Raw genomic sequence first — 22,402 nt, 5'->3', positions numbered from 1 at the left:
GGGCAATCACGCTTATTTTGTCTGCACTGTAGGCGACGCCGTCCGGACCCGGATGGCGGCGCATCCGCGCGGGGGGCTTTCATCCGGGCGCGATTGCGCTATATTTCCGGGGATGGCGACAGCGCCCACCCCCTCGCCTCAGCATTCAGGAACGACCGCAGCCCGATGACGCACTGGATGACCGCACCCGACAATCCCGACGACCAATCCGATCTGGCGGTCAAGCCACGCGCGAAATCGCAGCGGCCGCCGATGTACAAGGTCCTGTTGCTGAACGACGACTTCACCCCGATGGAGTTCGTCGTTCACGTGCTGGAGCGGCTGTTCCACATGACGCACGCCCAAGCGATCGAGATCATGTTGACCGTGCACCGTCGCGGTCTGGCCGTCGTCGGCGTCTTTTCACACGAGGTGGCCGAGACGAAGGTCGCCCAGGTGATGGAGCTGGCCCGCCGCCAGCAGCATCCCCTGCAATGCACCATGGAAAAAGAGTAATCGCGTGACCCAATCACGACTGGACCTGGCCTTTCCGGACGGTCATCCCGGGGGCCGGGTGCTGTTCATCGGCGCCACTGCCGCCGATGACCTGTCCCCTCTGGACCCCGCACAGCTGACCATCGTCCAGGGAAACTTTCCCGATCATGACGGACTGACCGCCCGCGGATTCGATGTCCGGACGGAGCCGGAGGGCCGTTTCGACGCGGCCGTCGTCCGCCTGCCGCGCGCCAAGGCTGCCGCACGCGCGCGCCTTGCGCTGGCCGCGGCGCATCTGGCGCCTGGCGCGGCCCTTTGGGTCGATGGGCAGAAGACCGACGGCGTCGATTCCCTGCTGAAGGAACTGCGCGGCCATGCCGAGGTGCGCGATGTCATCAGCAAAGCCCATGGCAAGATCTTTCAGGTGACGCTGCCCGAGGCGGGCCTGCCCGCCGATTGGACTGCGACCGAGCGTCAGGTCGAGCCGGGCTTCGTGACCCTTCCGGGCGTCTTCTCGGCCGACGGGATCGACCCGGGGTCGCGGATGCTGGCCGATAACCTGCCGCCCAAGATGCCCACCCGCGTGGTCGACCTGGGCGCGGGATGGGGCTGGCTGTCCGCGCAGGCCCTGACCCGACCGGGCATCGCCGAGCTGCACCTGGTCGAGGCCGGCCACGCCGCGCTGACCTCGGCCAAGCGCAATGTCACCGATCCGCGGGCACAGTTCCACTGGGCGGACGCGCGCAATTTCACCCTGCGGGAGCCGGTCAACGGCGTCATCATGAACCCCCCGTTCCATGAGGGGCGACAGGCCGACCCCCGGCTTGGGGCCGACTTCATCGCCACCGCGGCGCGCATCCTGACCGGCGCAGGTCGGCTGTGGATGGTCGCCAACCGGCATCTGCCCTACGAATCGGTCCTGGCCCAGCATTTCGGCCAGGTCCATGAGATCGCGGGCGACACGCGCTTCAAGGTGATCGAGGCGACCGCGGCGGGCAAGGGTACCGCCACGGTCCGGGCCCGGGGGGCACGGCGGTGACGCTGTCGATCCAGGGCAAGACGGCCATCGTCACCGGGGCCGGGCGCGGCGTGGGCCTGGCCATCGCGCGGCACCTGGCCGAACGCGGCGCATCGGTCATGTTCGCGGACGGCGACGAACAGGCGCTGCAATCGGCGGTGTCGGATTATGCCGATGACGAAAGCCAGGTCCGCCATTTCGTCGGGAACATGTCGGAAAAGCTGGCGATGGCGAACCTGCTGTCGGCCACGCTGGATGCGTTCGACCGCGTCGACATCCTGGTGAACGCCCATCGTTTCGTTCGGGGCAGCGATCCGCTGGACACCGACATGGACGCGCTGGAGGAGATGCTGCGCCAGAACATGCTGGCCAGCCTGCGTCTGTCGCAGATGGTCGCAAAGCGCATGATCCGTCAGGCCGACGGCGAAGGGTCAAGCGCCCAGACCGGGGCGATCGTCAACATCTCGACCCTGGCGGCGCGGCGGCCGATTCCGTCGATGCTGGGCTATTCCATCGCCTGTGCGGCGCAGGAACAGGCCACGCGCGGGCTGGCGCTGGCCTTGGCGCCGCACCGCATCCGCGTGAACGGTGTCAGCTTCAGCAGTGTCATGTCGCATGAACTGCAATGCGCGCTGAAGGACAACCCCGACCAGCGGGCGCAGATCATTGCAGGCACGCCCCTAGGCCGCATCGCCCCGGCCGAAGAACTGGCCGAAACGGTGCATTACCTGGTCAGCGACGGCGCGCGCTTTGTCACCGGCCAGATCGTCACCGTCGACGGCGGACGCAGCCTGGCCGACCCGGTGACGTCACAGGTGCTTTAGGCTTCCTCGGGATAGGCGGCGCGGCAGGCGGCCACGGCGGCATTCGCGCCGCGCGTCAGGGCCGCCTGACGCTCTACCAGGCCGTCGCGCTTGCGCGTCTCGGCCGCGGGGTCGATGGGCACGCGGAACCGTTCCACATCGACATAATCGCGCCAGCAGCCATAGGTGCTGATCTGCGCCTTGCCCTCGTGGTCGCGGATCACGCGTTCGCATTGCGCGAACCGCGTCCGCACGACCTGGCGTTCGTCCCAGGCATAGCCCCGCGACAGATTGCCCTCGACCTCGGCCAGCAGGCTGCTAACGGTGCGGTATTCGCTGGTGTTCCGGCTGATGCAGCGTTCCTGCGGCGTGCCGCACGCGGCAAGGGCCAGGACCGGTGCAAGGCAAAGGGCAAGGGCGGTGTTGCGGCGCATGGCGGCTCTCTTTATGGACGCAGGCGATGCTAGTCGCGATGCCTGGGGCTGGCAAATCACGAATGAGGCCCGCCATGGATGAACAACGCCACCGCGCCGCGCTTTGGTTCCGCGAGCTGCGCGACCGCATCACCGCCGCCTTCGAGGCGCTGGAGGACCGCGCCCCGGGCGACGCCCCCGCGGGCCGGTTCGAGGTGACGCCCACGGAACGCGCCGACAACGGCGGCGGCGGCATCATGTCGGTGATGCGCGGCGGCCGCGCCTTCGAGAAGGTCGGCGTGAACTGGTCCGAGGTGCATGGCACCCTGGCCCCCCGCGCCCAGGCCGCGATGGCCGCCCGCGGCGTGCCGGGCATGGAGGATGATCCGCGGTTCTGGGCATCGGGCATCAGCCTGGTCGCGCATATGCGGAACCCGCACGCGCCGGCCGTGCACATGAACACGCGCATGTTCTGGACCCCGGGGGCGTGGTGGTTCGGCGGCGGGTCAGACCTGAACCCCTGCATCGAATACGCCGATGACACCGCGCATTTCCACAACACGCTGCGCGATGCCTGCCTGCCGCACGGGGCGGACTACTATGACCGCTTCAAGGCCTGGGCGGACGAGTATTTCTACATCCCCCATCGCGGGCGGGCGCGGGGCGTCGGCGGCATCTTCTACGACGACCTGAACACCGGGGACTGGGAGGCGGATTTCGCCTTCACCCGTGACGTGGGCGCGGCGTTCCTGCCGGCGTTCCTGCCGCTGGCAGAGGCGCGGATGACGCAGGCGTTCGACGATACCGACCGCGACACGCAGCTGATCCACCGGGGTCTCTATGCGGAATACAACCTGGTCTATGACCGCGGCACGAAATTCGGGCTGGAAACCGGCCACAACGCCGACGCCGTCCTGATGAGCCTGCCACCGCTGGCCAAGTGGGTCTAGGCCCGACGGCCTACGGGCGGGCGCCCGCCAGGATCACCGCGGCCCCGACGATGCACAGCCCAGCCCCCAGCAGATCCAGCCTGCCGGGGGTCTGACCCTCGACCAGCCACAGCCATGCCAGCGACGTGGTGATATAGATGCCGCCATAGGCCGCATAGGCGCGCCCCGCGAAATCGACCTGAACACGCGTCAGCGCCCAAGCGAACAGCGCCAGCGCGACCACGCCCGGCACCAGCCACAGCGCCGACCGGTCCAACCGAAGCCACGCCCAGAAGGCGAAACAGCCCGCGATCTCGGCCATGGCGGCCGTGACATACAGGCCGATCGTGGGGATCACACGTCCAGTTCCTCGACGAAGCGGGCGTTTTCCTGGATGTATTCGAACCGCAGCTCGGGCTTCTTGCCCATCAGGCGTTCGACCAGATCACCGGTCTCGCCGCCTTCATCGTCGTCGATGCTGACGCGGATCAGCTTGCGGGTGGCGGGGTTCATGGTCGTGTCCTTGAGGTCCTTGGCGTCCATCTCTCCCAGACCCTTGAAGCGCTGGACGTCGATCTTGCCACGGCCGCCCAGGCCCTTGGCCATCATCCGATCCTTTTCGGCGTCGTCGGCCACGTACAGGCGGTGCGCCCCCTGCGTCAGGCGGTACAGCGGCGGGCAGGCCAGATACAGGTGCCCCTTGTCGATCATCGGCCGCATCTGCGTGAAGAAGAACGTCATCAGCAGCGACGCGATATGCGCGCCGTCGACATCGGCGTCGGTCATGATGATGACCTTGTCATAGCGCAGGTCGTCGACGTTGAAACGCGTGCCCATGTTGACGCCAAGCGCCTGGCACAGGTCGTTGATCTCCTGGTTGGCACCCATCTTGGACGATGCCGCGCCCAGCACGTTCAGGATCTTGCCCCGCAGGGGCAGCAGGGCCTGCTTGGTGCGGTCGCGGGCCATCTTGGCGGAACCGCCGGCGCTGTCGCCCTCGACGATGAACAGTTCGGTCCCGTCGCGGTTGGTGGCGCTGCAATCGACCAGCTTGCCGGGCAGGCGCAGCTTTTTTGTGGCCGTCTTGCGTGCGGTCTCCTTTTCCTGGCGGCGACGCAGGCGCTCCTCGGCGCGCAGCACCAGGAAATCCAGGATCGCGCCGGCGGATTTGGTGTCCGACGCCAACCAGGTGTCGAAATGGTCGCGCACCGCGCCCTCGACCAGGCGCGCAGCCTCGGTCGTGGCCAGGCGGTCCTTGGTCTGGCCCACGAATTCCGGTTCACGGATGAAGCAGCTGACCAGCGCGCAACCGCCGATGATCAGGTCCTCACGCGTGATCTGGGCCGCCTTCTTGTTGCTGACCCGCTCGCCATAGCTGCGGATGCCCTTCAGGATCGCGGCCCAGAATCCCATCTCGTGGGTGCCGCCCTCGGGGGTGGGGACGGTGTTGCAATAGGACTGGATGAAGCCGTCGCGCGCGGGCGTCCAGTTGATCGCCCAGTCCACCTTGCCCGGAACGCCGAACTTGGCGTTGAAGTCGATGCTGCCGGAAAACGGGCGGTCGGCATAGGTGCTGGTCCCGGTCAGGGTCTCGGTCAGGTAATCGGCCAGGCCGCCGGGGAAATGGAACGTGGCCTCGCGCGGGGTCTCTCCGTCGTCGATCTCGGTCTTCCAGCGGATCTCGACGCCGCTGAACAGGTAGGCCTTGGATTTCACCATCTTCATCAGCCGCGCGGGCTTGAAGCGGTGATGGCCAAAGATCTCCTCGTCGGCATGGAAGGTCACGGTGGTGCCGCGCCGGTTCGGGGCCGCCCCGATCTTGGCGACCGGCCCCTGCGGGATGCCGCGGGAAAAGCGCTGCTCGAACAGCTCCTTGTTGCGCGCGACCTGCACGACCATCAGGTCCGACAGCGCGTTCACGACCGACGCACCCACACCGTGCAGACCACCCGAGGTCTGATAGGTATCGCCCGAGAACTTGCCCCCCGCATGCAGCGTGCACAGGATCACCTCCAGCGCGGACTTGCCGGGGAACTTGGGGTGCGGATCGATGGGAATGCCGCGGCCGTTGTCGCGCACGATGACGCTGAAATCTGCCAGCAGCTCGACCTCGATGCGCGTGGCGTGGCCTGCCACGGCCTCGTCCATCGAGTTGTCCAGGATTTCCGCGACCAGGTGATGCAGCGCGCGTTCGTCGGTGCCGCCGATATACATGCCGGGACGCTTGCGCACCGGCTCCAGCCCCTCCAGCACCTCGATCGAGGATGCGGAATAGGCGTCGCTGGCGGCGTTGCCGGAGAGAAGGTCGTCGGCCATGGGGTCGCTCACTGATTTGGATCGCGGCGCTTATCTCATGGCGCGGGGGCGGGCGGCAAGGGGTTGTGTCCCCTGCGCGGCCCGCCCCAAAGGATTGCGCCTATTCCGGCTCCGCCATGCGGGCGGCCCACATCGCCTGGAACGCCGGGCGGTCCTGGCAGGCGGACAGCCAGGCGCGGATCGCGGGAAACCCCTCCATCAGCGCGCCGTGCCCCTGGGCATAGCGGACGATCTCGGCCAGGTTCAGGTCGGCCACGGTGAAACGGCCGCCCACCAGATAGGCATGCGTCGCCAGATGGTCCTCCAGCACCTTCAGCGGCCGGACCAGCCGTTCGGCCGCGTCCGCCACGATCCCCACGTCATCGGCCGACTGCAGCGTGCCGCGGTTGTGCAGCATCAGGATGGTCAGTGCGTCGGGCTCGATCGCGGTGGCGCCATAGATCGACCACTGGGTCATCAGCGCGTCTTCGGCGTAATCCTGCGGGCCTGCAGGGCCGCCATGCTTGCGCGCCAGATGCAGCGTGATCGCCAGCGATTCGGACAGGACCAGCCCTTCGTCCTCGATCACCGGGATGGCGCCTGCGGAGGACAGGGCCAGGAAATCGGGGCTGCGGGTGTTGGGCGGTGCATCGGGCGCGTCGGCATTGCCGATGCGATAGGCCTGGATGACGGGCACCTGCCGGAAGGGCAGGTCCAGTTCGTGACAAAGCCACACGACACGCGATGCACGCGAGCGGGTGACGCCGTGGATGGTCAGCATGATGGCCCCCGGTTTGGTTTGGCGGCCACCTTGGGACGCGGGCGCGGGCGCTGCAAGCCCCCGTCAGCGGAGGCCCGCGCGGGTGCTGGCGCGGTCGACGGCGTCGATGATCGCCTGCGGATCGCCATGCTGGGGCATGTGGCCCTGATCGGGCAGGATCGTCAGCGCGGCGTTGGGCAGCGCCTCTGCCAGGGGCAGGGCGTGAATGTCGGCGGGCACGATGCTGTCTTGACCGCCATGGATCACCTCGACCGGCATCGTCAGGCGCGGATACTGCGGCGCCATCACACGAAGATAAGCGCGCAACCCGTTGATCTGCGACGCATTCGCGCGATAGTTGCCGCGCCGCGCGGCCAGCCCCACGCCGATATAGTCGGCATATCCCGGGGGTACGGGCTGGGGCGCGAAGATGCCCGCCATGATCCGGTTGCCCAGGGACACCGGCGCTAGGGCGGTCAGCAGCGGTGGCCCGACGCGGTCGCCCAGGGGCGTCTCGAGGAATGCGTACCATCCGGTCAGCGTGCCGGGCCAGGGCATCGTCGCCCCGGACACGATCACCAGCGCCGCCGTGTCGCCCGGTGCGCGCAGACCCCAGGCCATCGCAACCGCGCCACCATAGCTGTGGCCCAGCACCACAGGTCGGCGCACGCCCAGCTGGTCCGCGGCGGCGCGCAGCAGTTCGGCCTGGGCGATGGGGTTGTCGGTCTGTGCGCCGATCGCGTCCGTCCAGCCCAGCCCCGGCCGGTCGAAGGCCAGTACGCGGTACCGGGTCGCCAGGCGGTCGGCCAGGGAAAAGGTGAAATCGCGGCTGTTCCCGCTGGCCCCGTGCAGCAGGATCAGGTCGGGACCGCTGCCGCGGATGTCGACATGCACGGTGCGGCCCTGCACCTGGATCAGTTGCCCGGTGGGGGGGAATTCGGCCTCGAACGCGGTTTCGCGCGCGGTGGCGCGGGCATCGACGATCCGCCCGCACCCGGTCAGCGCCAAGGCCAGCCCCGCCATCGTGAATGCCCGTCGTTTCATGCCGTTCCCTGTTCCTCTGCATCCAGACACGTCCGAACCCGCCGCGGGGTTGCGGCGCCCGCGTGGTTTTCCGCCGGGCTGGCAAAGCGGTGATTTGCAAGCCGCGCCGCACGCGGGTAACTGGAACCGCCGTCCTTGCCAAGGTGTCCTGCCGATGTCGCCGCGCGTGTCCTGCCTGTCCGCCCTGCTGATCGTCGCGCCGCTTGGCGCGTTGGCCCATCCGCATGTGTTCATCGACGCGGGCCTGTCCTTGCGTCACGACGCGGCGGGGGCGCTGACCCATGTGGGTGTCGAATGGGCCTATGACGAATTCTATTCCCTGCTGATCATCGAGGATCTGGGCCTGGACCCCGATGGCGACGGCGTCCTGACCACCGACGAACAGGCGGCCCTGCAGGGCTTCGACGCGGACTGGGAGCCGGGCTTTGACGGGCGGCTGTTTCTGGACGCGGACGGCCGCAGGCTGGCGCTGGACGGCCCACAGGATTTCGCCGCGCGCTATGAGGACGGGCGGGTGATCTCGGCCCATGTGCGACCCTTGGCCGAGCCGCTGGACGGGGACCGGCCGCTGACGATCCAGGTCTATGACCCTGAATACTATGTCCAGTTCAGCATCCCCGAACCCCCGGCCATCGCGCGGGACGATTGCGCTGTCGATCTGCGCATGGGCGACCCCTATGCCGCCGCCAATGCCTATGCCCGCGCGGTGGGCGAGGCTCTGGGCGACGGCCAAAGCGCCGAGGAGGCGGACCTGATCACCGTGGACATCGGCGCCACCGGCGCGGATTCGGTGCAGGTCCGCTGCGGCCCGGGATCATGAGGCGCGCCGTCGCCCTGACGGGGCTGGTTGTCGCCCTGACGCTGGTGGCGCTGTGGCTGGGCGGCGGTCTGGCCGGGATCGAGCGGTGGGCCACCGACCAGCAGCGCGCCGTCCAGAACGCGATGGCCGGGGCCTTGCGGGCGCTGCGGTCGGGCCAGCCGGGGGCGGTCGCGTCGCTGCTGGGGCTGTGCTTTGCCTATGGCATCGCCCATGCGGTCGGGCCGGGGCATGGCAAGGTGATCATCGGCAGCTATGGGTTCGGCGCCCAAGTTCCTCTGGTCCGGCTGGCCGGGCTGTCGGTCGCGTCGTCGCTGGCGCAGGCAGGCACGGCGATAGCCCTGGTCTGGGGCGGCATCACCATCCTGGACCTGGGGCGCCAGACCCTGACCGACCTGTCGGAGGTCGCGATGGTGCAGGCCAGCACGGTCCTGGTCGCGTCGGTCGGCCTGTGGCTGGCATGGCGCGGCCTGTCGATGCTGCGCGCGCAGGCGCGGGCGGATCGCCACCACCATCACCACCACGGCGACGCCTGCGGCTGTGGCCATGCGCATGGTCCCACGCCGCAGCAGGTAGCGCAGACGCGGTCGCTGCGCGACGGGGTGCTGGTCGTGGCGGGCATCGCGCTGCGGCCCTGCACCGGAGCGCTGTTTCTGCTGATCCTGACCTGGCGAATGGGCATCTTCGGGATGGGCATCCTGGGGACGCTGGCGATGGGCCTGGGCACTGCGGTGGTGACGGTCGCGGTCGCCTGCCTGGCGGTCTGGGCGCGACGCGGCAGCTTTGCCCTGCTGCCCGAACACGGCCCCTGGGCGGGCGCCGCGCGCTGGCTGCCCGGAACGCTGCAACTTGGCGCAGGGGTGCTGATCGCGGCGATCTCGGTCGCGGTGCTGCTGCCGTGGCTTTGATGCGGGTGCTGCGGGGTTAGGCTGACCGGTCTGCCTGCGGCGGCACCAACCGGGCTATCAGCGCGTCCATTGCCGGGCCCATCGCCGCGCGGCTGGCGAATAGCGTCGCCTGCGACTGCAGGATCGGCGCCTCGTCCAGGATGCGCAGGTTGTTTGCGCGCAGCGTCTCGCCCGACGAGGTGATGTCGGCGATCGCTTCGGCGGTCAGGTTGGCGACCGTGCCCTCGGTCGCGCCCTGGCTGTCGACCAGCTGATAGTCGGCGACCTCGTGGGCGGACAGCCAGGCGCGGACCAGGCGGTGATATTTCGTGGCGATGCGCAAACGGAATCCATGTTCGGCCCGGAAATCGCGCGCGATGGCTGCGAAATCGTCTAGGTCCGTGCAGTCGCGCCAGCAATCCGGCACGGCCAGGATCAGGTCGGCATGTCCAAACCCCATCGGCGTGACCTCGACCAGGTCGCTTGACCATCCGGCCAGCTTTTCGCGCACCAGGTCGGTGCCGGTTACGCCCAGTTCGATCCGGCCGGCGGCGAGTTCGCGGGGAATCTCTCCGGCCGACAGCAGGACCAGCGACACGCCCTCGACCCCCTCGACCCGGCCCGCATATTCGCGGTCGGACCCGGCACGTGACAGACGCACGCCGCGGTCGGCGAACCAGTCGAAGGTCTGTTCCATCAGCCGCCCCTTGGACGGCACACCAAGACGGATCATGCCTGCGCCTCCAGTTCGGCAACAAGGCCGGGGCGGATGATGCCACCCACGGCGGGAATCTCGCGGCCGCGGCCCAGCACGCGGGTCAGCGCGTCATAGCGCCCGCCTGACGCCACCGGCGGCCATCCGGCGCGGTCGGCCTGGAACGTGAAGGTGAAGCCGTCGTAATATTCCATCGTGGTGCGCCCGTGGCTGGCGTCGAAGATCACCGTCTGCAGGTCGATGCCGCGCGCGCCGATGGCGTCCAGGCGGTCGCGGATGCGGGCCACCGCCGGCGCGATGGCGGGCATGTCGCGGGCCAGGTCGGCCAGCGTCGACAGCGCCTGCGGCGCCGGGGCGCGCAGGGCGAACAGACGCTCCAGCCGGTCGGTCCAGACCGGGGCCAGGGGCGGCACCGCCACGTCCGACTGCAGACGTGCGATGCGGCGGATCATCTCGTCCTCGGTCCGCATCCCGGCCCAGGACGTGGTGACGTCGGGAAACTCCCGCGCGATCGACGGGGCCGAGAACCGCGCCAGCAGGCGCGCAAAGCGGCCCGGCCGCCAGATGTGGTGCAGCAGCGCCACCGAACGCGCCTCGGTCAGCGGCAGGCCGCGCACCGCATCCAGCAGCAGGCCCATGTCGCCCATGCGCGCCTGCAGGCCCAGGGGCGCCAGCGCATCGTGGAACAGCGCAAAGACCTCGGCATCGGCCTGGGGATCGCGGGTGAACAGCTCGAACCCGCATTGCAGGTATTCGTGGTCGCGCGGCGTGGCGGGGCGGGTGTCGCCCGTGTCCTGCTTGCGGAACACCTCTCCCAGATAGCAGTAGCGGGCCGGATCGGCGCCGTTCTGCATGTGCGCCTGGACCACCGGCACGGTGAAGTCGGGGCGCAGCATCATCTCTCCACGGATCGGGTCCTGGGTGACATAGGCGCGGGCGCGGATGTCCTCTCCGTACAGGTCCAGAAGGTCGCCCGCGGGCAGCAGGATGTCGGGCGCGATCTCGGTCGCACCGGCGTTGCGGAACCGCGACAGCAGCCGCTGTCCGACCGCCTGCTTGGCCTGCTTCGGGATCATCCGATGATCCTGCGGACTTCGGCAACCAGGTCGGCGCGCGCGACCTCGGTCTGGGCGGGCTGGGATTTCCATTCCTCGACAGAGGCTTCTGCGGCGATCTTCGCGCCCAGGATCAGGTCCTTGACCTGCACCACGCCGCGTTCCGCCTCATCCCCGCCCTGAATGATCGCGACGGGTGCGCCGCGCTTGTCCGCGTATTTCAGCTGGTTGCCAAAGTTCTTGGGGTTGCCCAGATAGACCTCGGCACGGATGCCGGCGGCGCGCAGGTCGGCGGCCATGGACTGGTAATCCGACATGCGGTCGCGGTCCATCACGGTCACGACCACGGGACCGGCGACCTCGGCCCCGGCCAGACCCTTGGCGCGCAAAGCGGCCAGCAGGCGGTCGACGCCAATGCTGACGCCGGTTGCCGGGACCTTCTGCCCGGTGAAACGCTCCACCAACCCGTCATAGCGGCCGCCGCCCGCGACCGATCCGAACTGCCGCTTGCGGCCCTTTTCGTCAAGAATCTCGAAGGTCAGCTCGGCCTCGAAGACCGGGCCGGTGTAATACCCAAGGCCCCGGACCACGGCCGGATCGATCACGGCGCGATCCTCGGCCACGCCCATCGCGGCCAGCATCGCGGCGATCTGGCGCAGTTCGTCCACGCCCTCGGCGCCGATGGCCGATCCGCCGACGGCGGTCGACAGGTTGTCCAGCGTCGCGGCGTTGTCCGCACCCTTGGCCTCCAGGAAGGCCAGCACCGGCCCCGCCTGCGCCTCGGACAGGCCCACGCCATCGATGCGCGCGCCGCTATCGTCCAGGCGGCCCGTGGTCAGCAGGGCCAGCACGCCCTCGCGACCGACCTTGTCGAACTTATCGATCTGGCGCAGCACATCCTCGGCCTGATCCTCGCGAACCTGGGCCGCCTCCAGGACGCCGTTCAGAACCTTGCGGTTGTTGATCCGCACCAGATAGTCGCCGCGGTCGATGCCCACGGCCTCCAGCGCATCGGCCAGCATGCCGCAGATCTCGGCATCCGCCGCCACCGAGGCCGACCCGACCGTGTCCGCGTCGCATTGATAGAATTGGCGGAACCGACCCGGCCCCGGTTTTTCGTTGCGCCAGACCGGTCCCATCGCAAAGCGGCGGTACGGGCTGGGCAGGTCGTTGCGGTACTGCGCCGCGACGCGCGCCAAGGGCGCCGTCAGGTCATAGCGCAGTGCCAGCCAGTCGCCCGCCGTGCCGCCGCCGGGCACCGCCTCCTCCTGCCAGGCAAAGACGCCGGCATTGGGGCGGTCCACGTCGGGCAGGAACTTGCCCAGGGCCTCGACCGTCTCGACGGCGCTCGTCTCCAGCGGATCGAAGCCATGGCGGTGATAGACCTGCGCGATGCGGTCCAGCATGTCGCGCCGTTCGGTCACGTCCTGCCCGAAATAGTCGCGGAACCCCTTGGGCGTCTCGGCCTTGGGACGGGGCTGCTTCTTGTCTTTTGCCATGGTATCAGTCGCCTTTTCGGGCCCATATTCAGGCGCCGCTGTAACGGAAGGTGACGACATGGACAAGCAGCAGGACCGCCTGCATCAGCTGGAGGAGGCCTTGGCCCATCTGACGCGGCTGACGGATGAGCTGTCCGAGGTCATCGCCCGACAGGACCGCGACCTTGCCCGCGTCACCCGCCGCCTGGATCAGCTGCTGCTGGCCGAGGCCGAGCGTCAGGCCGATGCGGCAGGCAGTGTCGCGCTCGCCGACCAGCGCCCGCCGCATTACTGAGACCGCCCGCTTCTTCTTTGACCAAATACCCTCCGGGGGTCCGGGGGGCGAAGCGCCCCCGGCGGTCGCCCCCGGCAGGGTCCCGACAAAGCGGCTTYCCCCGCCGTGCCCGATGCGCTAATGCCGGGCTGAAAAGAACTTCGGACAACGAAAAGGATCGCTCATGGCCAATGTTGTGGTTGTCGGAGCCCAGTGGGGCGACGAGGGCAAGGGCAAGATCGTCGACTGGCTTTCGGAACGCGCCGATGTCATCGCGCGCTTTCAGGGCGGTCACAATGCCGGCCACACGCTGGTCATCGGCGACAAGGTCTTCAAGCTCTCGCTGCTGCCCTCGGGGATCGTGCGCGAGAACAAGCTGGCCGTGATCGGCAACGGCGTCGTGCTGGACCCCTGGGCGCTTTTCTCGGAGATCGACAAGCTGGCGGGGCAGGGCGTCGCCATCTCGACCGAGAACCTGATGATCGCAGAGAACACGCCGCTGATCCTGCCGCTGCACCAGGACCTGGACAAGCTGCGCGAGGAGGCCGCCGGCAAGGCCAAGATCGGCACGACCGGCCGCGGCATCGGCCCCGCCTATGAGGACAAGGTCGGCCGCCGCACGATCCGCGTCGCCGACCTGGCCGACGAGGAGACGCTGGACAGCCGCCTGGACCGCCTGCTGGCCCACCACGACGCGCTGCGCGCGGGTCTTGGCGCCACGCCTATCGACCGCGCCGAGCTGAAGGCCAAGCTGATGGAGGTGGCGCCCAAGCTGCTGCCCTATGCCCAGCCCGTCTGGAAGATCATGGGCGACGCCCGCAAGGCCGGAAAACGGATCCTGTTCGAGGGCGCGCAGGGATCGCTGCTGGACATCGATTTTGGCACCTATCCCTATGTGACCTCGTCCACGACGACCTCGGGGGCGGCGGCCAGTGGCACGGGCATGGGGCCGGGGGCGATCGGCTTTGTCCTTGGCATCGTCAAGGCATACACCACCCGCGTGGGCGAAGGTCCGTTCCCGTCGGAACTGGACGACGCCGACGGCCAGCGCCTTGGCGAGCGGGGCCACGAGTTCGGCACCGTCACGGGCCGCAAGCGCCGCTGCGGCTGGTTCGATGCGGTGCTGGTGCGCCAGACCTGCGCGATCAGCGGCGTCAATGGGATCGCCCTGACCAAGCTGGACGTGCTGGACGGGTTCGACACGCTGAAGATCTGCACCGGCTACGAGATCGACGGCGTGACTTATGACTATCTGCCGACGGCGGCCGCGCTGCAGGCCAAGGTGCGCCCGATCTACGAGGAGATGGAAGGCTGGCACGAATCGACCGCCGGGGCGCGCAGCTGGGCCGACCTGCCGGCCGCCGCGATCAAGTACGTGCGCCGCGTCGAGGAGTTGATCCAGTGCCCCGTGGCGATGCTGTCGACCAGCCCGGAGCGTGACGACACGATCCTGGTGACCGATCCCTTCGCCGACTGATTGCGTCCCGCGACGTGCCGGGGGACATCCTGTCCCCCGGACCCCCTTGGGGCGCGTTCGGGGATACCGAGGAAAGAGCCAGACGACATGGAACTGAAGACCCGCAAGCGGCTGTCCATCCTGATCCTGGTGATCGGCATGCCCGCCTATGTCGTCGCGGCGGTGTCGCTGATGAACTGGCTGGACGGGCGGTTCGGACGCCAGCCGATCTGGATCGAGCTGCTGATCTATGTCGCGCTTGGCGTACTGTGGGCGCTGCCGTTCAAGCGCGTCTTCAGCGGCGTCGGCAAGGGCTGAGGGCGGGAATGGTGGACCAGCCCCGACCGGTCCGCCACCTGCGCGGGGTCACCGTGATCGGGGGCGGCATGGTGACGCCCGCCGATCTGTCGGTGGCGCTATCGGTCGCGCCCCTGCTGGTCGCCGCGGATGGGGGTGCGGACCGGGCTCTGGCCATGGGGCACGCGCCGGACTGGGTGATCGGGGACCTGGACAGCATCTCGGACCCGGCGCGGCGGTCAGTTCCGGCCGCCCGCGTGCTGGAGGTGGCGGAGCAGGACAGCACGGATTTCGCCAAATGCCTGGGCCGCGCTGACGGTGATGGTCCAGCCCAACGTTCCGCGCGTTGTGATGCTGGCCAGCGATGACGTGATCGTGCTGTGCCCGCCGCGCCTGACCCTGCCGCTGATGCCCGGGACACGGGTGTCGCTGTACCCGATGGGACCGGCGCGCGGCAGCAGCCAAGGCCTGGAATGGCCCATCGACGGGATCGATTTCGCTCCGGGCCAGCGGGTCGGCACCTCGAACCGGGCGACGGGGCTGGTCAGCCTGCGGGTGCAGGGGCCGATGCTGCTGATGCTGCCCCGAGACTGTCTTGGAACGGTGCTGACGGCGATGCAGCGCTGAGGGGGCGGTTGTCGTTGCGGCCTGCATGGCTTATCTGAGGGGCGAACCCCCGGAGGCCTGCCATGTCGCTGAACCCGATCCGTCCCTGGCGCAACATCGAGCGCCGCAAGTCGCGCCAGATCATGGTGGGCAAGGTCCCCGTCGGCGGCGATGCCCCGATCAGCGTGCAGACCATGACCAACACCAACGGCCACGACGTCAAGGCGACCCTGGCCCAGGTCATCGCCGCCGCGGATGCCGGCGCCGACATCGTGCGCATCAGCGCCCCGGACCAGGAGACCACGCGCGCGCTGCGCGAGATCTGCCGCGAGAGCCCTGTGCCGATCGTCGCCGACATCCATTTCCACTACAAGCGCGCCATCGAGGCTGCCGAGGCGGGCGCCGCCTGCCTGCGCATCAACCCCGGTAACATCGGGGACGAAAGCCGCGTGCGCGAGGTCATCAAGGCGGCCAAGGACCACGGCTGTTCGATCCGCATCGGCGTGAATGCAGGCAGCCTGGAAAAGCACCTGCTGGAGAAATATGGCGAGCCCTGTCCCGACGCGATGGTCGAAAGCGGGCTGGACCATATCAAGATCCTGCAGGACAACGATTTTCATGAATTCAAGATCAGCGTGAAGGCCAGCGACGTGTTCCTGTCGGCCGCGGCCTATCAGCAGCTGTCCGAGGCGACGGACGCGCCGATCCATCTGGGCATCACCGAGGCCGGCGGTTTCGTCGGCGGCACCGTCAAGTCGGCGGTGGGCCTGGGCAACCTTCTGTGGATGGGGATCGGCGACACGATCCGCGTCAGCCTGTCGGCCGATCCGGTCGAGGAGGTCAAGGTCGGCTTCGAGATTCTGAAATCGCTTGGCCTGCGGACGCGCGGGGTGCAGATCATCAGCTGTCCCAGCTGCGCACGGCAGGGCTTTGACGTGATCCGCACGGTCGAGGCGCTGGAAAAGCGGCTGGAGCACATCAAGACGCCGATGAGTCTGTCGATCATCGGTTGCGTGGTGAACGGACCGGGCGAGGCGCTGATGACCGATCTGGGATTTACCGGCGGCGGGGCCGGGTCGGGCATGGTCTACATGGCCGGCAAGCAGAGCCACAAGCTGTCGAACGACCAGATGGTCGATAACATCGTCCGGCTGGTCGAGGAACGGGCCGAGATCCTGGACGCCGAGGCGCGCGCCGCGGAAGCCGCCGCCGAGTAGGGTTGCGTCCCGCGAGGGCCGGGGGCGCTGGCGCCCCCGGACCCCCCGCCGGCGCGCCTCGTCAGCCGCCGGTATGGCTCATGTGGCGGGTCATCTGGCCTGCGACGCCTTGGCGGGAATAGTCGAAGTCGTGACCCTTGGGTTTGCGCGCGATGGCCGCGCGGATCGTCTGGCGCAGGGCCTCGTCGTCGGCGCTGGCGCGCAGGGGCGCGCGCAGGTCGGCGTTGTCCTCCTGGCCGAGGCACATGAACAGCTCTCCGGTGCAGGTGACGCGCACGCGGTTGCAGCTTTCGCAGAAATTATGGGTCAGTGGCGTGATGAAGCCGATCTTTTGCCCGGTCTGGGCCAGCCTGACATAACGGGCCGGGCCGCCCGTGCGTTCGGCAAGATCCAGCAGCGTAAAGCGTTCGGCCAGCCTGGCACGCAGGTCGGACAGGGGCCAGTACTGATCCAGCCGGTCCTCCTCTCCCATCTCGCCCATAGGCATCACCTCGATGAAGGTCAGGTCGTGACCCTCGTCGCCGCACCATTGCACCAGATCGAACAGCTCGCTGTCGTTGACGCCCTTGAGGGCTACGGCGTTGATCTTGACGCGCAGGCCGGCAGCGGTCGCGGCGCGGATCCCCTCCAGCACCTGGGGCAGGCGGCCCCACCGGGTGATCGCCGCGAACTTGTCGGCGTCCAGCGTGTCCAGCGACACGTTCACGCGCCGCACGCCGATATCGGCCAGTTCCGCCGCGTGGCGGGCCAGCTGGCTGCCGTTGGTGGTCAGGGTCAGCTCGTCCAGGCCGTTCCCCATGTGACGCGACACGTTGCGGAAAAAGCCCATGATGCCGCGACGGACCAGAGGCTCTCCTCCGGTGATGCGCAGCTTGCGCACGCCCAGGCCGATAAAGGCGGTGGACAGGCGGTCCAGCTCTTCCAGCGTCAGGAGGTCGGCCTTGGGCAGGAACTGCATGTGTTCCGCCATGCAATAGACGCATCGGAAATCGCAGCGGTCGGTGACCGACACCCGCAGATAGGTGATGGGGCGGGCAAACGGGTCGATCAGGGGCGGGTGCATGTCCATCCCCCATATCTAGGCGCGCCGGACTGCGGTCACAAGGCGGGGATTCGTGGGTCGGGTGGTGGACCTTGCCACGCTGGCGTGACTAATCTGCGGCAACGATGATCGAAGGAGACGCCGATGCGCCTGATCCCCCTTGCCGTCCTGGGCCTGTCGCTGGCCGGATGCACCCAGATGGCCGCGACGATGAACCGGCCCGAAGCGCCCAAGGCGACGGCGGCCCAGACCGCGGCCGCGACGGCCGTGACGCGCGCGCCCAGCCCCCGGCCCGCAGCACGCGCGACACCCGCACAGCTGGACACCACGACGCCTGAACAGCGCGTAGCCGCCGCCCAGGCCCCGGCGACGGCCGAGACGCGGCTTGGCACGACCGTCGGATCGCTTGGCAACCCGTCCGAGGGTGGGTTCTGGATGAAGACGCCCCTGGTCGATGCGCCGGTGCAGGGGCGCATCGTGAACCCCGCCACGGGCAAGTCGGCGCAGGTCGAGTTGCGGCCCCTGTCGGGATCGGGCACGGGCAGCCAGGTCTCGCTGCCGGCGCTGCAGCTGCTGGGCGTGCCGCTGACCGACCTACCGACGCTGGAAGTCTACCGCTCCTGATCGCCGTCGGGGCGGGGCGCGTCGTCGGATTGTGGCGCGTCCTCGGCCCGGGGTTCAGGCTGCGGTTCGGGCGCGGCCATCGCCTCGTGGGCCCTGTGCCAGACGGCGACGCGGTCCGGGTCGCGCTTTTCCAGATTGCGCAGCCACAGCTTGGCCGCCTGACGCACGCCGCCGTGACGATCGGACGCCAGGCGCAGCATCAGCTGCAGAACCTTTTCCCGAATCTCCAGATCCTCGGGCTTGGGGTTGTTCATCTTGGCCCAGGGCAGCGTGGCCAGCATCACGCCCCGGCGCAGCCACGGGTTCCGGCTGCCGGCCCATGCCGTGATCTGATCCAGACGGGTCGGATCGGCGACCACGCGCCGCGCGGCGGCGGTCATCACAGCATCGTCGATCTCGGCCCCGTCGATCTGCGGCGCCCAGTCCATGATCGCGGCCCAGGCCGCGTCGTCGGGCCGCATCCGGGCCTGCACCAGCAGGCGGGCGGCGGCTAGGCGGGCCTCGTGGACGTCGCTGTCCCACAGCGCCTCGGCCAGCGCGATGCGCGCGTCCAGATCGCGTTCCGCGCGCCATTCGGCGACGACCTCCTCCAGCGCGGCGGGGGTGACGCCCAGGGTCTCTCGATCACGCTTGTGGCGTGCACTGGCGCGGGCGGCGCGTTCGGGGTCGGCCAGGTCGCGCAGCCGGTCCAGTTCCTGCATGGGATTCTCCAATCCGTGATTGGCCCCCTTCTAGGGCGCGGGGGCGCCGGCCTCAAGATGATGGTGGCAGGGGCGCGCCGGGCGGGCGAAAAGGCGCGGCAAAACCACGAGGTAGGCCCATGTCGCATTCCGCAGACCCCCGTCCGATGACCGCCCGCCGCACCGGCCCCCTGACGGGCGAGGCGCTGGTGCCGGGGGACAAGTCGATCAGCCACCGCGCCCTGATCCTGGGCGCGATGGCCGTCGGAGAGACGCGCATCACCGGTCTGCTAGAGGGCCAGGACGTGCTGGACACCGCCCGCGCCATGCAGGCGCTTGGCGCGCAGGTCACGCAGCACGGGCCGGGGGACTGGTCGGTGCATGGCGTGGGCGTGGGTGGGTTCTCCAGCCCGGCCGACGTGATCGATTGCGGCAATTCCGGCACCGGCGTGCGTCTGATCATGGGTGCGGTCGCGACCACGCCGATCAGCGTGACATTCACCGGCGACGCCAGCCTGTCGCGTCGTCCGATGGCGCGGGTGACGGACCCGCTGTCGCAGTTCGGCACCCAGATCACCGCGCGCGAGGGGGGGCGTCTGCCCATCACCATCCAGGGCGCGGCCGATCCGGTGCCCGTCACCTATCGCACCCCCGTGGCCAGCGCCCAGATCAAGTCGGCGATCCTGCTGGCCGGGCTGAATGCGCCAGGGGACACGGTGGTGATCGAATCCGAACCGACGCGCGATCATTCCGAACGCATGCTGGCCGGGTTCGGCGCGCAGATCCGGACCGAGACCACGTCCGAAGGCCACAAGATCACCCTGACCGGCCGCCCCGAACTGCGTACGCAGCCCGTGGCCGTGCCGCGCGAYCCGTCCAGTGCGGCCTTTCCGGTGGCTGCGGCGCTGATCGTGCCGGGGTCCGAAATTCGCGTGCCGGGCGTCAGCCGGAACCCGACGCGGGACGGCCTGTACGTGACCCTGCTAGAGATGGGCGCCGACATCACTTTCGAGAACCCGCGCGAGGAGGGCGGAGAGCCCGTGGCCGACCTGCTGGTGCGCCACGGCCCGCTGAAGGGCGTGACCGTCCCGGCCGATCGTGCGGCCAGCATGATCGACGAATTCCCGATCCTGTCAGTGATCGCCGCGTTCGCCGAAGGCACCACGGTGATGAACGGCGTCGCGGAACTGCGCGTCAAGGAAAGTGATCGCATCGACGCGATGGCCGTGGGCCTGCGCGCGAACGGTGTCACGGTCGAGGACACGCGCGACACCATGACCGTTCACGGCGCGGCGCAGGTGGCGGGCGGCGGCCATGCGGTGACCCATCTGGACCACCGCATCGCCATGAGCTTCCTGATCCTGGGCCTTGCGACCCAGCAGCCCGTCACCATCGACGACGCGGGGCCGATCACGACATCCTTCCCCGACTTCGTGCCGCTGATGACCCGCTTGGGCGCGACGCTGGACTAGGCGGGATAGCCGACCCCGGCCAGGGATCGGCGGATCTCGTCCAGGATGGCGGGGTCGTCGATGGTGGCGGGCGCCTTGATCGTCTCACCGTCCGCGATCTTGGCCATGGTCGCGCGCAGGATCTTGCCCGACCGCGTCTTGGGCAGGCGATCGACGACGCAGGCGGTCTTGAAGGCCGCGACGGGCCCGATGCGGTCGCGGACCATGCGCACCACTTCGGCCACGACCTGGGCATGCTCGGTCTCGACCCCCTTCTTCAGGCACAGAAGGCCCAGAGGCGCCTGTCCCTTCAGCGGATCGGCGACCCCGATCACCGCGCATTCCGCGACGGCAGGATGGCTGGACAGAACCTCCTCCATGCTGCCCGTGGACAGGCGGTGGCCCGCGACGTTGATGACGTCGTCGGTGCGCGCCATGATCCAGACATAGCCGTCATCGTCGACGTAACCCGCATCGCCGGTCTCATAAAAGCCGGGGAAGTGCTGCAGATAGGCGCGGTTGAACCGATCCTCAGCGTTCCACAGCGTGGGCAGGGTGCCGGGCGGCAGAGGCAGCTTGATCGCGATCGCGCCCAGGGTGCCGGGTGCGACCGGGTGCCCGGCCTCGTCCAGGACCTGCACGTCGTAGCCGGGCATGGGCAGGGTCGGGCTGCCCTTTTTCACGGGCATCAGCCCCGCACCGAAGGGGTTCGCGGCGATGGGCCAGCCGGTCTCCGTCTGCCACCAGTGGTCGATCACCGGCACCTTGACCCGATCCTCGGCCCAGGTGACGGTGTCGGGGTCGGCGCGCTCGCCCGCCAGGAACAGGGCCTGCAGGCCGGACAGGTCGTACTTGCCGACCAACCGGCCGTCCGGGTCGTCGCGCTTGACCGCACGGATGGCGGTGGGCGCGGTGAAGAAGGACTTGACCTTGTGATCCGCGATCACCCGCCAGAACGTGCCCGCGTCGGGGGTGCCGACGGGCTTGCCTTCGAACACCACGGTCGTCGCGCCCGCGATCAGCGGTCCATAGACGATATAGCTATGCCCCACGACCCAGCCCACGTCGGACGCGACCCAGAACACGTCGCCCGGCCCAATGCCGTAGATGTTCGGCACGCTCCACGCCAGGGCGACCAGATGCCCCGCAGTATGGCGCACGACGCCCTTGGGCTGGCCCGTCGTCCCCGAGGTGTAGAGGATATAGGCCGGGTGGTTCCCCTCGACCGGGACGCAGTCGGCAGGGTGCGCATCCGCCACCGCCTGGCGCCAGTCCAGATCGCGGCCCGCCACCATGTCGGCCGCGCATTCGGGGCGCTGGAACACGATGGTGAAGTCCGGTTTGTGGGCGGCCTCGTCGATGGCGCGGTCCATCAGCGGCTTGTAGGGGACGACGCGACCCGGCTCCAGCCCGCAGCTTGCGGCAATGATTGCGCGGGGCTTGGCGTCGTCGATGCGCACCGCCAGTTCATGTGCGGCGAACCCGCCGAAGACGACCGAGTGGATGGCCCCGATCCGGGCGCAGGCCAGCATCGCCTGCAGCGCCTCGGGGATCATCGGCATGTAGATGATGACCCGGTCGCCCTTGCCGATGCCGCGCGCGGCCAGCACACCCGCCAGCCGGGCCACCTGGTCCTGCAGCTGGGCATAGGTCAGGCGACTGACGCTGCCGGTCATCGGGCTGTCGTGGATCACCGCCAGGCGGTCGCCGTGACCGGCCGCGACATGGCGGTCGATGGCGTTCCAGCAGGTGTTCACCATGCCGTCGGCGAACCATTCCCCGGCGGGTCCCTGGTCGAAATGCGCGCGACTTGGGGGCTGGGTCCAGTCGATGGCATCGGCGGCCTGCATCCAGAACGCCTCGGGATCGGCCTTCCAGCGCGCGTAGAGATCTTGATAGGACATGGACTCCCCTCCCTGAACCTGGGTTTTGTTACGCAGGAAGGGGGGCGTCGCGCAACCTTGTTAGCGGCGTGACAATGCGCTGATTAGCAGAAATCCGGCGATCGGGTTTGCAAACAGAACGGCGCAGCAAAGCCTCCTTTGCCGCGCCGCAGTATTTGCAAAA

At 68.8% G+C, this 22,402-nt stretch carries 25 protein-coding genes; 14 read left to right on the top strand and 11 right to left on the bottom strand.

Translation table 11 applies throughout. The features are described from left to right. Window positions 1-177 precede the first annotated feature (177 nt). Genes clpS through GBO37_RS19475 form a run of 3 tightly spaced genes read left to right on the top strand, consistent with a single transcriptional unit; the run spans window position 178 to window position 2,316 of the window. Window positions 178-495: an ATP-dependent Clp protease adapter ClpS gene (clpS, locus tag GBO37_RS19485; RefSeq protein WP_045980873.1), complete on the top strand. Its 318-nt coding sequence runs from the start codon at window positions 178-180 to the stop codon at window positions 493-495. Between the two features lie 4 nt (window positions 496-499). Continuing rightward, window positions 500-1,513: a methyltransferase gene (locus GBO37_RS19480; RefSeq protein WP_252930524.1), complete on the top strand. Its 1,014-nt coding sequence runs from the start codon at window positions 500-502 to the stop codon at window positions 1,511-1,513. Next, window positions 1,510-2,316: an SDR family oxidoreductase gene (locus tag GBO37_RS19475; RefSeq protein WP_252930523.1), complete on the top strand. Its 807-nt coding sequence runs from the start codon at window positions 1,510-1,512 to the stop codon at window positions 2,314-2,316. The genes GBO37_RS19480 and GBO37_RS19475 overlap by 4 nt, the downstream gene beginning before the upstream one ends. On the opposite strand, the gene GBO37_RS19470 is transcribed toward GBO37_RS19475, so the two are convergent. Continuing rightward, window positions 2,313-2,729: a hypothetical protein gene (locus GBO37_RS19470; protein ID WP_127898366.1), complete on the bottom strand. Its 417-nt coding sequence runs from the start codon at window positions 2,727-2,729 to the stop codon at window positions 2,313-2,315. The genes GBO37_RS19475 and GBO37_RS19470 overlap by 4 nt on opposite strands. A gap of 62 nt (window positions 2,730-2,791) precedes the next feature. Between GBO37_RS19470 and hemF the strand changes: the two genes are divergently transcribed. Beyond that, complete coding sequence (gene hemF / locus GBO37_RS19465; protein WP_252930522.1) at window positions 2,792-3,658, top strand: oxygen-dependent coproporphyrinogen oxidase; 867 nt, start codon at window positions 2,792-2,794, stop codon at window positions 3,656-3,658. Window positions 3,659-3,668: 10 nt separating this feature from the next. On the opposite strand, the gene GBO37_RS19460 is transcribed toward hemF, so the two are convergent. From GBO37_RS19460 to GBO37_RS19445, 4 genes are all read right to left on the bottom strand, one after another. Continuing rightward, the gene (locus GBO37_RS19460; RefSeq protein ID WP_371927642.1) at window positions 3,669-3,995 is read right to left on the bottom strand and encodes a YnfA family protein; all 327 of its coding nucleotides are present in this window, start codon (window positions 3,993-3,995) and stop codon (window positions 3,669-3,671) included. Continuing rightward, the gene (parE, locus tag GBO37_RS19455) at window positions 3,992-5,953 is read right to left on the bottom strand and encodes a DNA topoisomerase IV subunit B (protein WP_127898368.1); all 1,962 of its coding nucleotides are present in this window, start codon (window positions 5,951-5,953) and stop codon (window positions 3,992-3,994) included. The genes GBO37_RS19460 and parE overlap by 4 nt, the downstream gene beginning before the upstream one ends. A gap of 100 nt (window positions 5,954-6,053) precedes the next feature. Further along, entirely contained in the window at window positions 6,054-6,713 is a 660-nt protein-coding gene (locus tag GBO37_RS19450) for a glutathione S-transferase family protein (protein ID WP_252930521.1), read from the bottom strand. A 63-nt stretch (window positions 6,714-6,776) separates the two neighbouring features. Further along, window positions 6,777-7,736: an alpha/beta fold hydrolase gene (locus tag GBO37_RS19445; RefSeq protein WP_252930520.1), complete on the bottom strand. Its 960-nt coding sequence runs from the start codon at window positions 7,734-7,736 to the stop codon at window positions 6,777-6,779. Window positions 7,737-7,890: 154 nt separating this feature from the next. Between GBO37_RS19445 and GBO37_RS19440 the strand changes: the two genes are divergently transcribed. Together GBO37_RS19440 and GBO37_RS19435 are read left to right on the top strand one after the other, a co-directional pair. Then, window positions 7,891-8,556 (top strand): DUF1007 family protein, encoded by a 666-nt coding sequence (locus GBO37_RS19440; RefSeq protein WP_252930519.1) that lies wholly within the window; start codon window positions 7,891-7,893, stop codon window positions 8,554-8,556. Then, window positions 8,553-9,461: a nickel/cobalt transporter gene (locus GBO37_RS19435; RefSeq protein ID WP_252930518.1), complete on the top strand. Its 909-nt coding sequence runs from the start codon at window positions 8,553-8,555 to the stop codon at window positions 9,459-9,461. Before GBO37_RS19440 ends, GBO37_RS19435 begins: the two co-directional genes overlap by 4 nt. A 16-nt stretch (window positions 9,462-9,477) precedes the next feature. On the opposite strand, the gene hisG is transcribed toward GBO37_RS19435, so the two are convergent. The 3 genes from hisG to hisS are packed head-to-tail and all read right to left on the bottom strand — an operon-like array spanning window position 9,478 to window position 12,709. Beyond that, the gene (hisG, locus tag GBO37_RS19430) at window positions 9,478-10,173 is read right to left on the bottom strand and encodes an ATP phosphoribosyltransferase (protein ID WP_252930517.1); all 696 of its coding nucleotides are present in this window, start codon (window positions 10,171-10,173) and stop codon (window positions 9,478-9,480) included. Beyond that, window positions 10,170-11,231, bottom strand: a complete 1,062-nt coding sequence (locus tag GBO37_RS19425) for an ATP phosphoribosyltransferase regulatory subunit (protein ID WP_256481217.1) — start codon at window positions 11,229-11,231, stop codon at window positions 10,170-10,172. The genes hisG and GBO37_RS19425 overlap by 4 nt, the downstream gene beginning before the upstream one ends. Beyond that, entirely contained in the window at window positions 11,228-12,709 is a 1,482-nt protein-coding gene (hisS, locus tag GBO37_RS19420) for a histidine--tRNA ligase (RefSeq protein ID WP_252930516.1), read from the bottom strand. The genes GBO37_RS19425 and hisS overlap by 4 nt, the downstream gene beginning before the upstream one ends. A 58-nt stretch (window positions 12,710-12,767) precedes the next feature. On the opposite strand from hisS, the gene GBO37_RS19415 reads away from it, so the two are divergent. The 6 genes from GBO37_RS19415 (at window position 12,768) to ispG (ending at window position 16,538) form a co-directional block, all read left to right on the top strand. Beyond that, entirely contained in the window at window positions 12,768-12,983 is a 216-nt protein-coding gene (locus tag GBO37_RS19415; protein ID WP_045980808.1) for a SlyX family protein, read from the top strand. 163 nt (window positions 12,984-13,146) lie between these two features. After that, window positions 13,147-14,439, top strand: coding sequence for an adenylosuccinate synthase (locus tag GBO37_RS19410; protein WP_127898375.1), 1,293 nt, complete (start codon window positions 13,147-13,149; stop codon window positions 14,437-14,439). Between the two features lie 87 nt (window positions 14,440-14,526). After that, complete coding sequence (locus GBO37_RS19405; RefSeq protein ID WP_045980810.1) at window positions 14,527-14,736, top strand: DUF2842 domain-containing protein; 210 nt, start codon at window positions 14,527-14,529, stop codon at window positions 14,734-14,736. Between the two features lie 8 nt (window positions 14,737-14,744). Further along, on the top strand, window positions 14,745-15,083 hold the full coding sequence (locus GBO37_RS21730; protein ID WP_371927640.1) for a hypothetical protein: 339 nt from the start codon (window positions 14,745-14,747) through the stop codon (window positions 15,081-15,083). After that, window positions 15,067-15,342: a hypothetical protein gene (locus tag GBO37_RS21725; protein ID WP_371927639.1), complete on the top strand. Its 276-nt coding sequence runs from the start codon at window positions 15,067-15,069 to the stop codon at window positions 15,340-15,342. The genes GBO37_RS21730 and GBO37_RS21725 overlap by 17 nt, the downstream gene beginning before the upstream one ends. A 62-nt stretch (window positions 15,343-15,404) precedes the next feature. Next, window positions 15,405-16,538: a flavodoxin-dependent (E)-4-hydroxy-3-methylbut-2-enyl-diphosphate synthase gene (gene ispG / locus GBO37_RS19395; RefSeq protein ID WP_252930515.1), complete on the top strand. Its 1,134-nt coding sequence runs from the start codon at window positions 15,405-15,407 to the stop codon at window positions 16,536-16,538. A gap of 61 nt (window positions 16,539-16,599) precedes the next feature. Here ispG and moaA read toward each other — a convergent pair whose 3' ends face one another. Then, the gene (gene moaA, locus GBO37_RS19390) at window positions 16,600-17,607 is read right to left on the bottom strand and encodes a GTP 3',8-cyclase MoaA (protein WP_252930514.1); all 1,008 of its coding nucleotides are present in this window, start codon (window positions 17,605-17,607) and stop codon (window positions 16,600-16,602) included. Window positions 17,608-17,724: 117 nt separating this feature from the next. Here moaA and GBO37_RS19385 point away from each other — a divergent pair, with 117 nt between their 5' ends. Beyond that, on the top strand, window positions 17,725-18,204 hold the full coding sequence (locus GBO37_RS19385; protein ID WP_045999307.1) for a hypothetical protein: 480 nt from the start codon (window positions 17,725-17,727) through the stop codon (window positions 18,202-18,204). Here the strand turns inward: GBO37_RS19385 and GBO37_RS19380 are convergent. Continuing rightward, complete coding sequence (locus GBO37_RS19380; RefSeq protein ID WP_252930513.1) at window positions 18,192-18,905, bottom strand: DNA alkylation repair protein; 714 nt, start codon at window positions 18,903-18,905, stop codon at window positions 18,192-18,194. The genes GBO37_RS19385 and GBO37_RS19380 overlap by 13 nt on opposite strands. A 119-nt stretch (window positions 18,906-19,024) precedes the next feature. On the opposite strand from GBO37_RS19380, the gene aroA reads away from it, so the two are divergent. Beyond that, window positions 19,025-20,356, top strand: coding sequence for a 3-phosphoshikimate 1-carboxyvinyltransferase (gene aroA / locus GBO37_RS19375; protein WP_252930512.1), 1,332 nt, complete (start codon window positions 19,025-19,027; stop codon window positions 20,354-20,356). On the opposite strand, the gene GBO37_RS19370 is transcribed toward aroA, so the two are convergent. Beyond that, entirely contained in the window at window positions 20,353-22,239 is a 1,887-nt protein-coding gene (locus tag GBO37_RS19370; RefSeq protein WP_252930511.1) for a propionyl-CoA synthetase, read from the bottom strand. The two genes, aroA and GBO37_RS19370, sit on opposite strands and share 4 nt — an antisense overlap. Between the last annotated feature and the right edge of the window lie 163 nt (window positions 22,240-22,402).

Source organism: Paracoccus sp. 08, from assembly GCF_024105395.1.
GTDB lineage: Bacteria > Pseudomonadota > Alphaproteobacteria > Rhodobacterales > Rhodobacteraceae > Paracoccus > Paracoccus marcusii.
The sequence above is the reverse complement of the archived record's forward strand: the minus strand, read 5'-3'. Positions and strand labels throughout refer to the sequence as shown.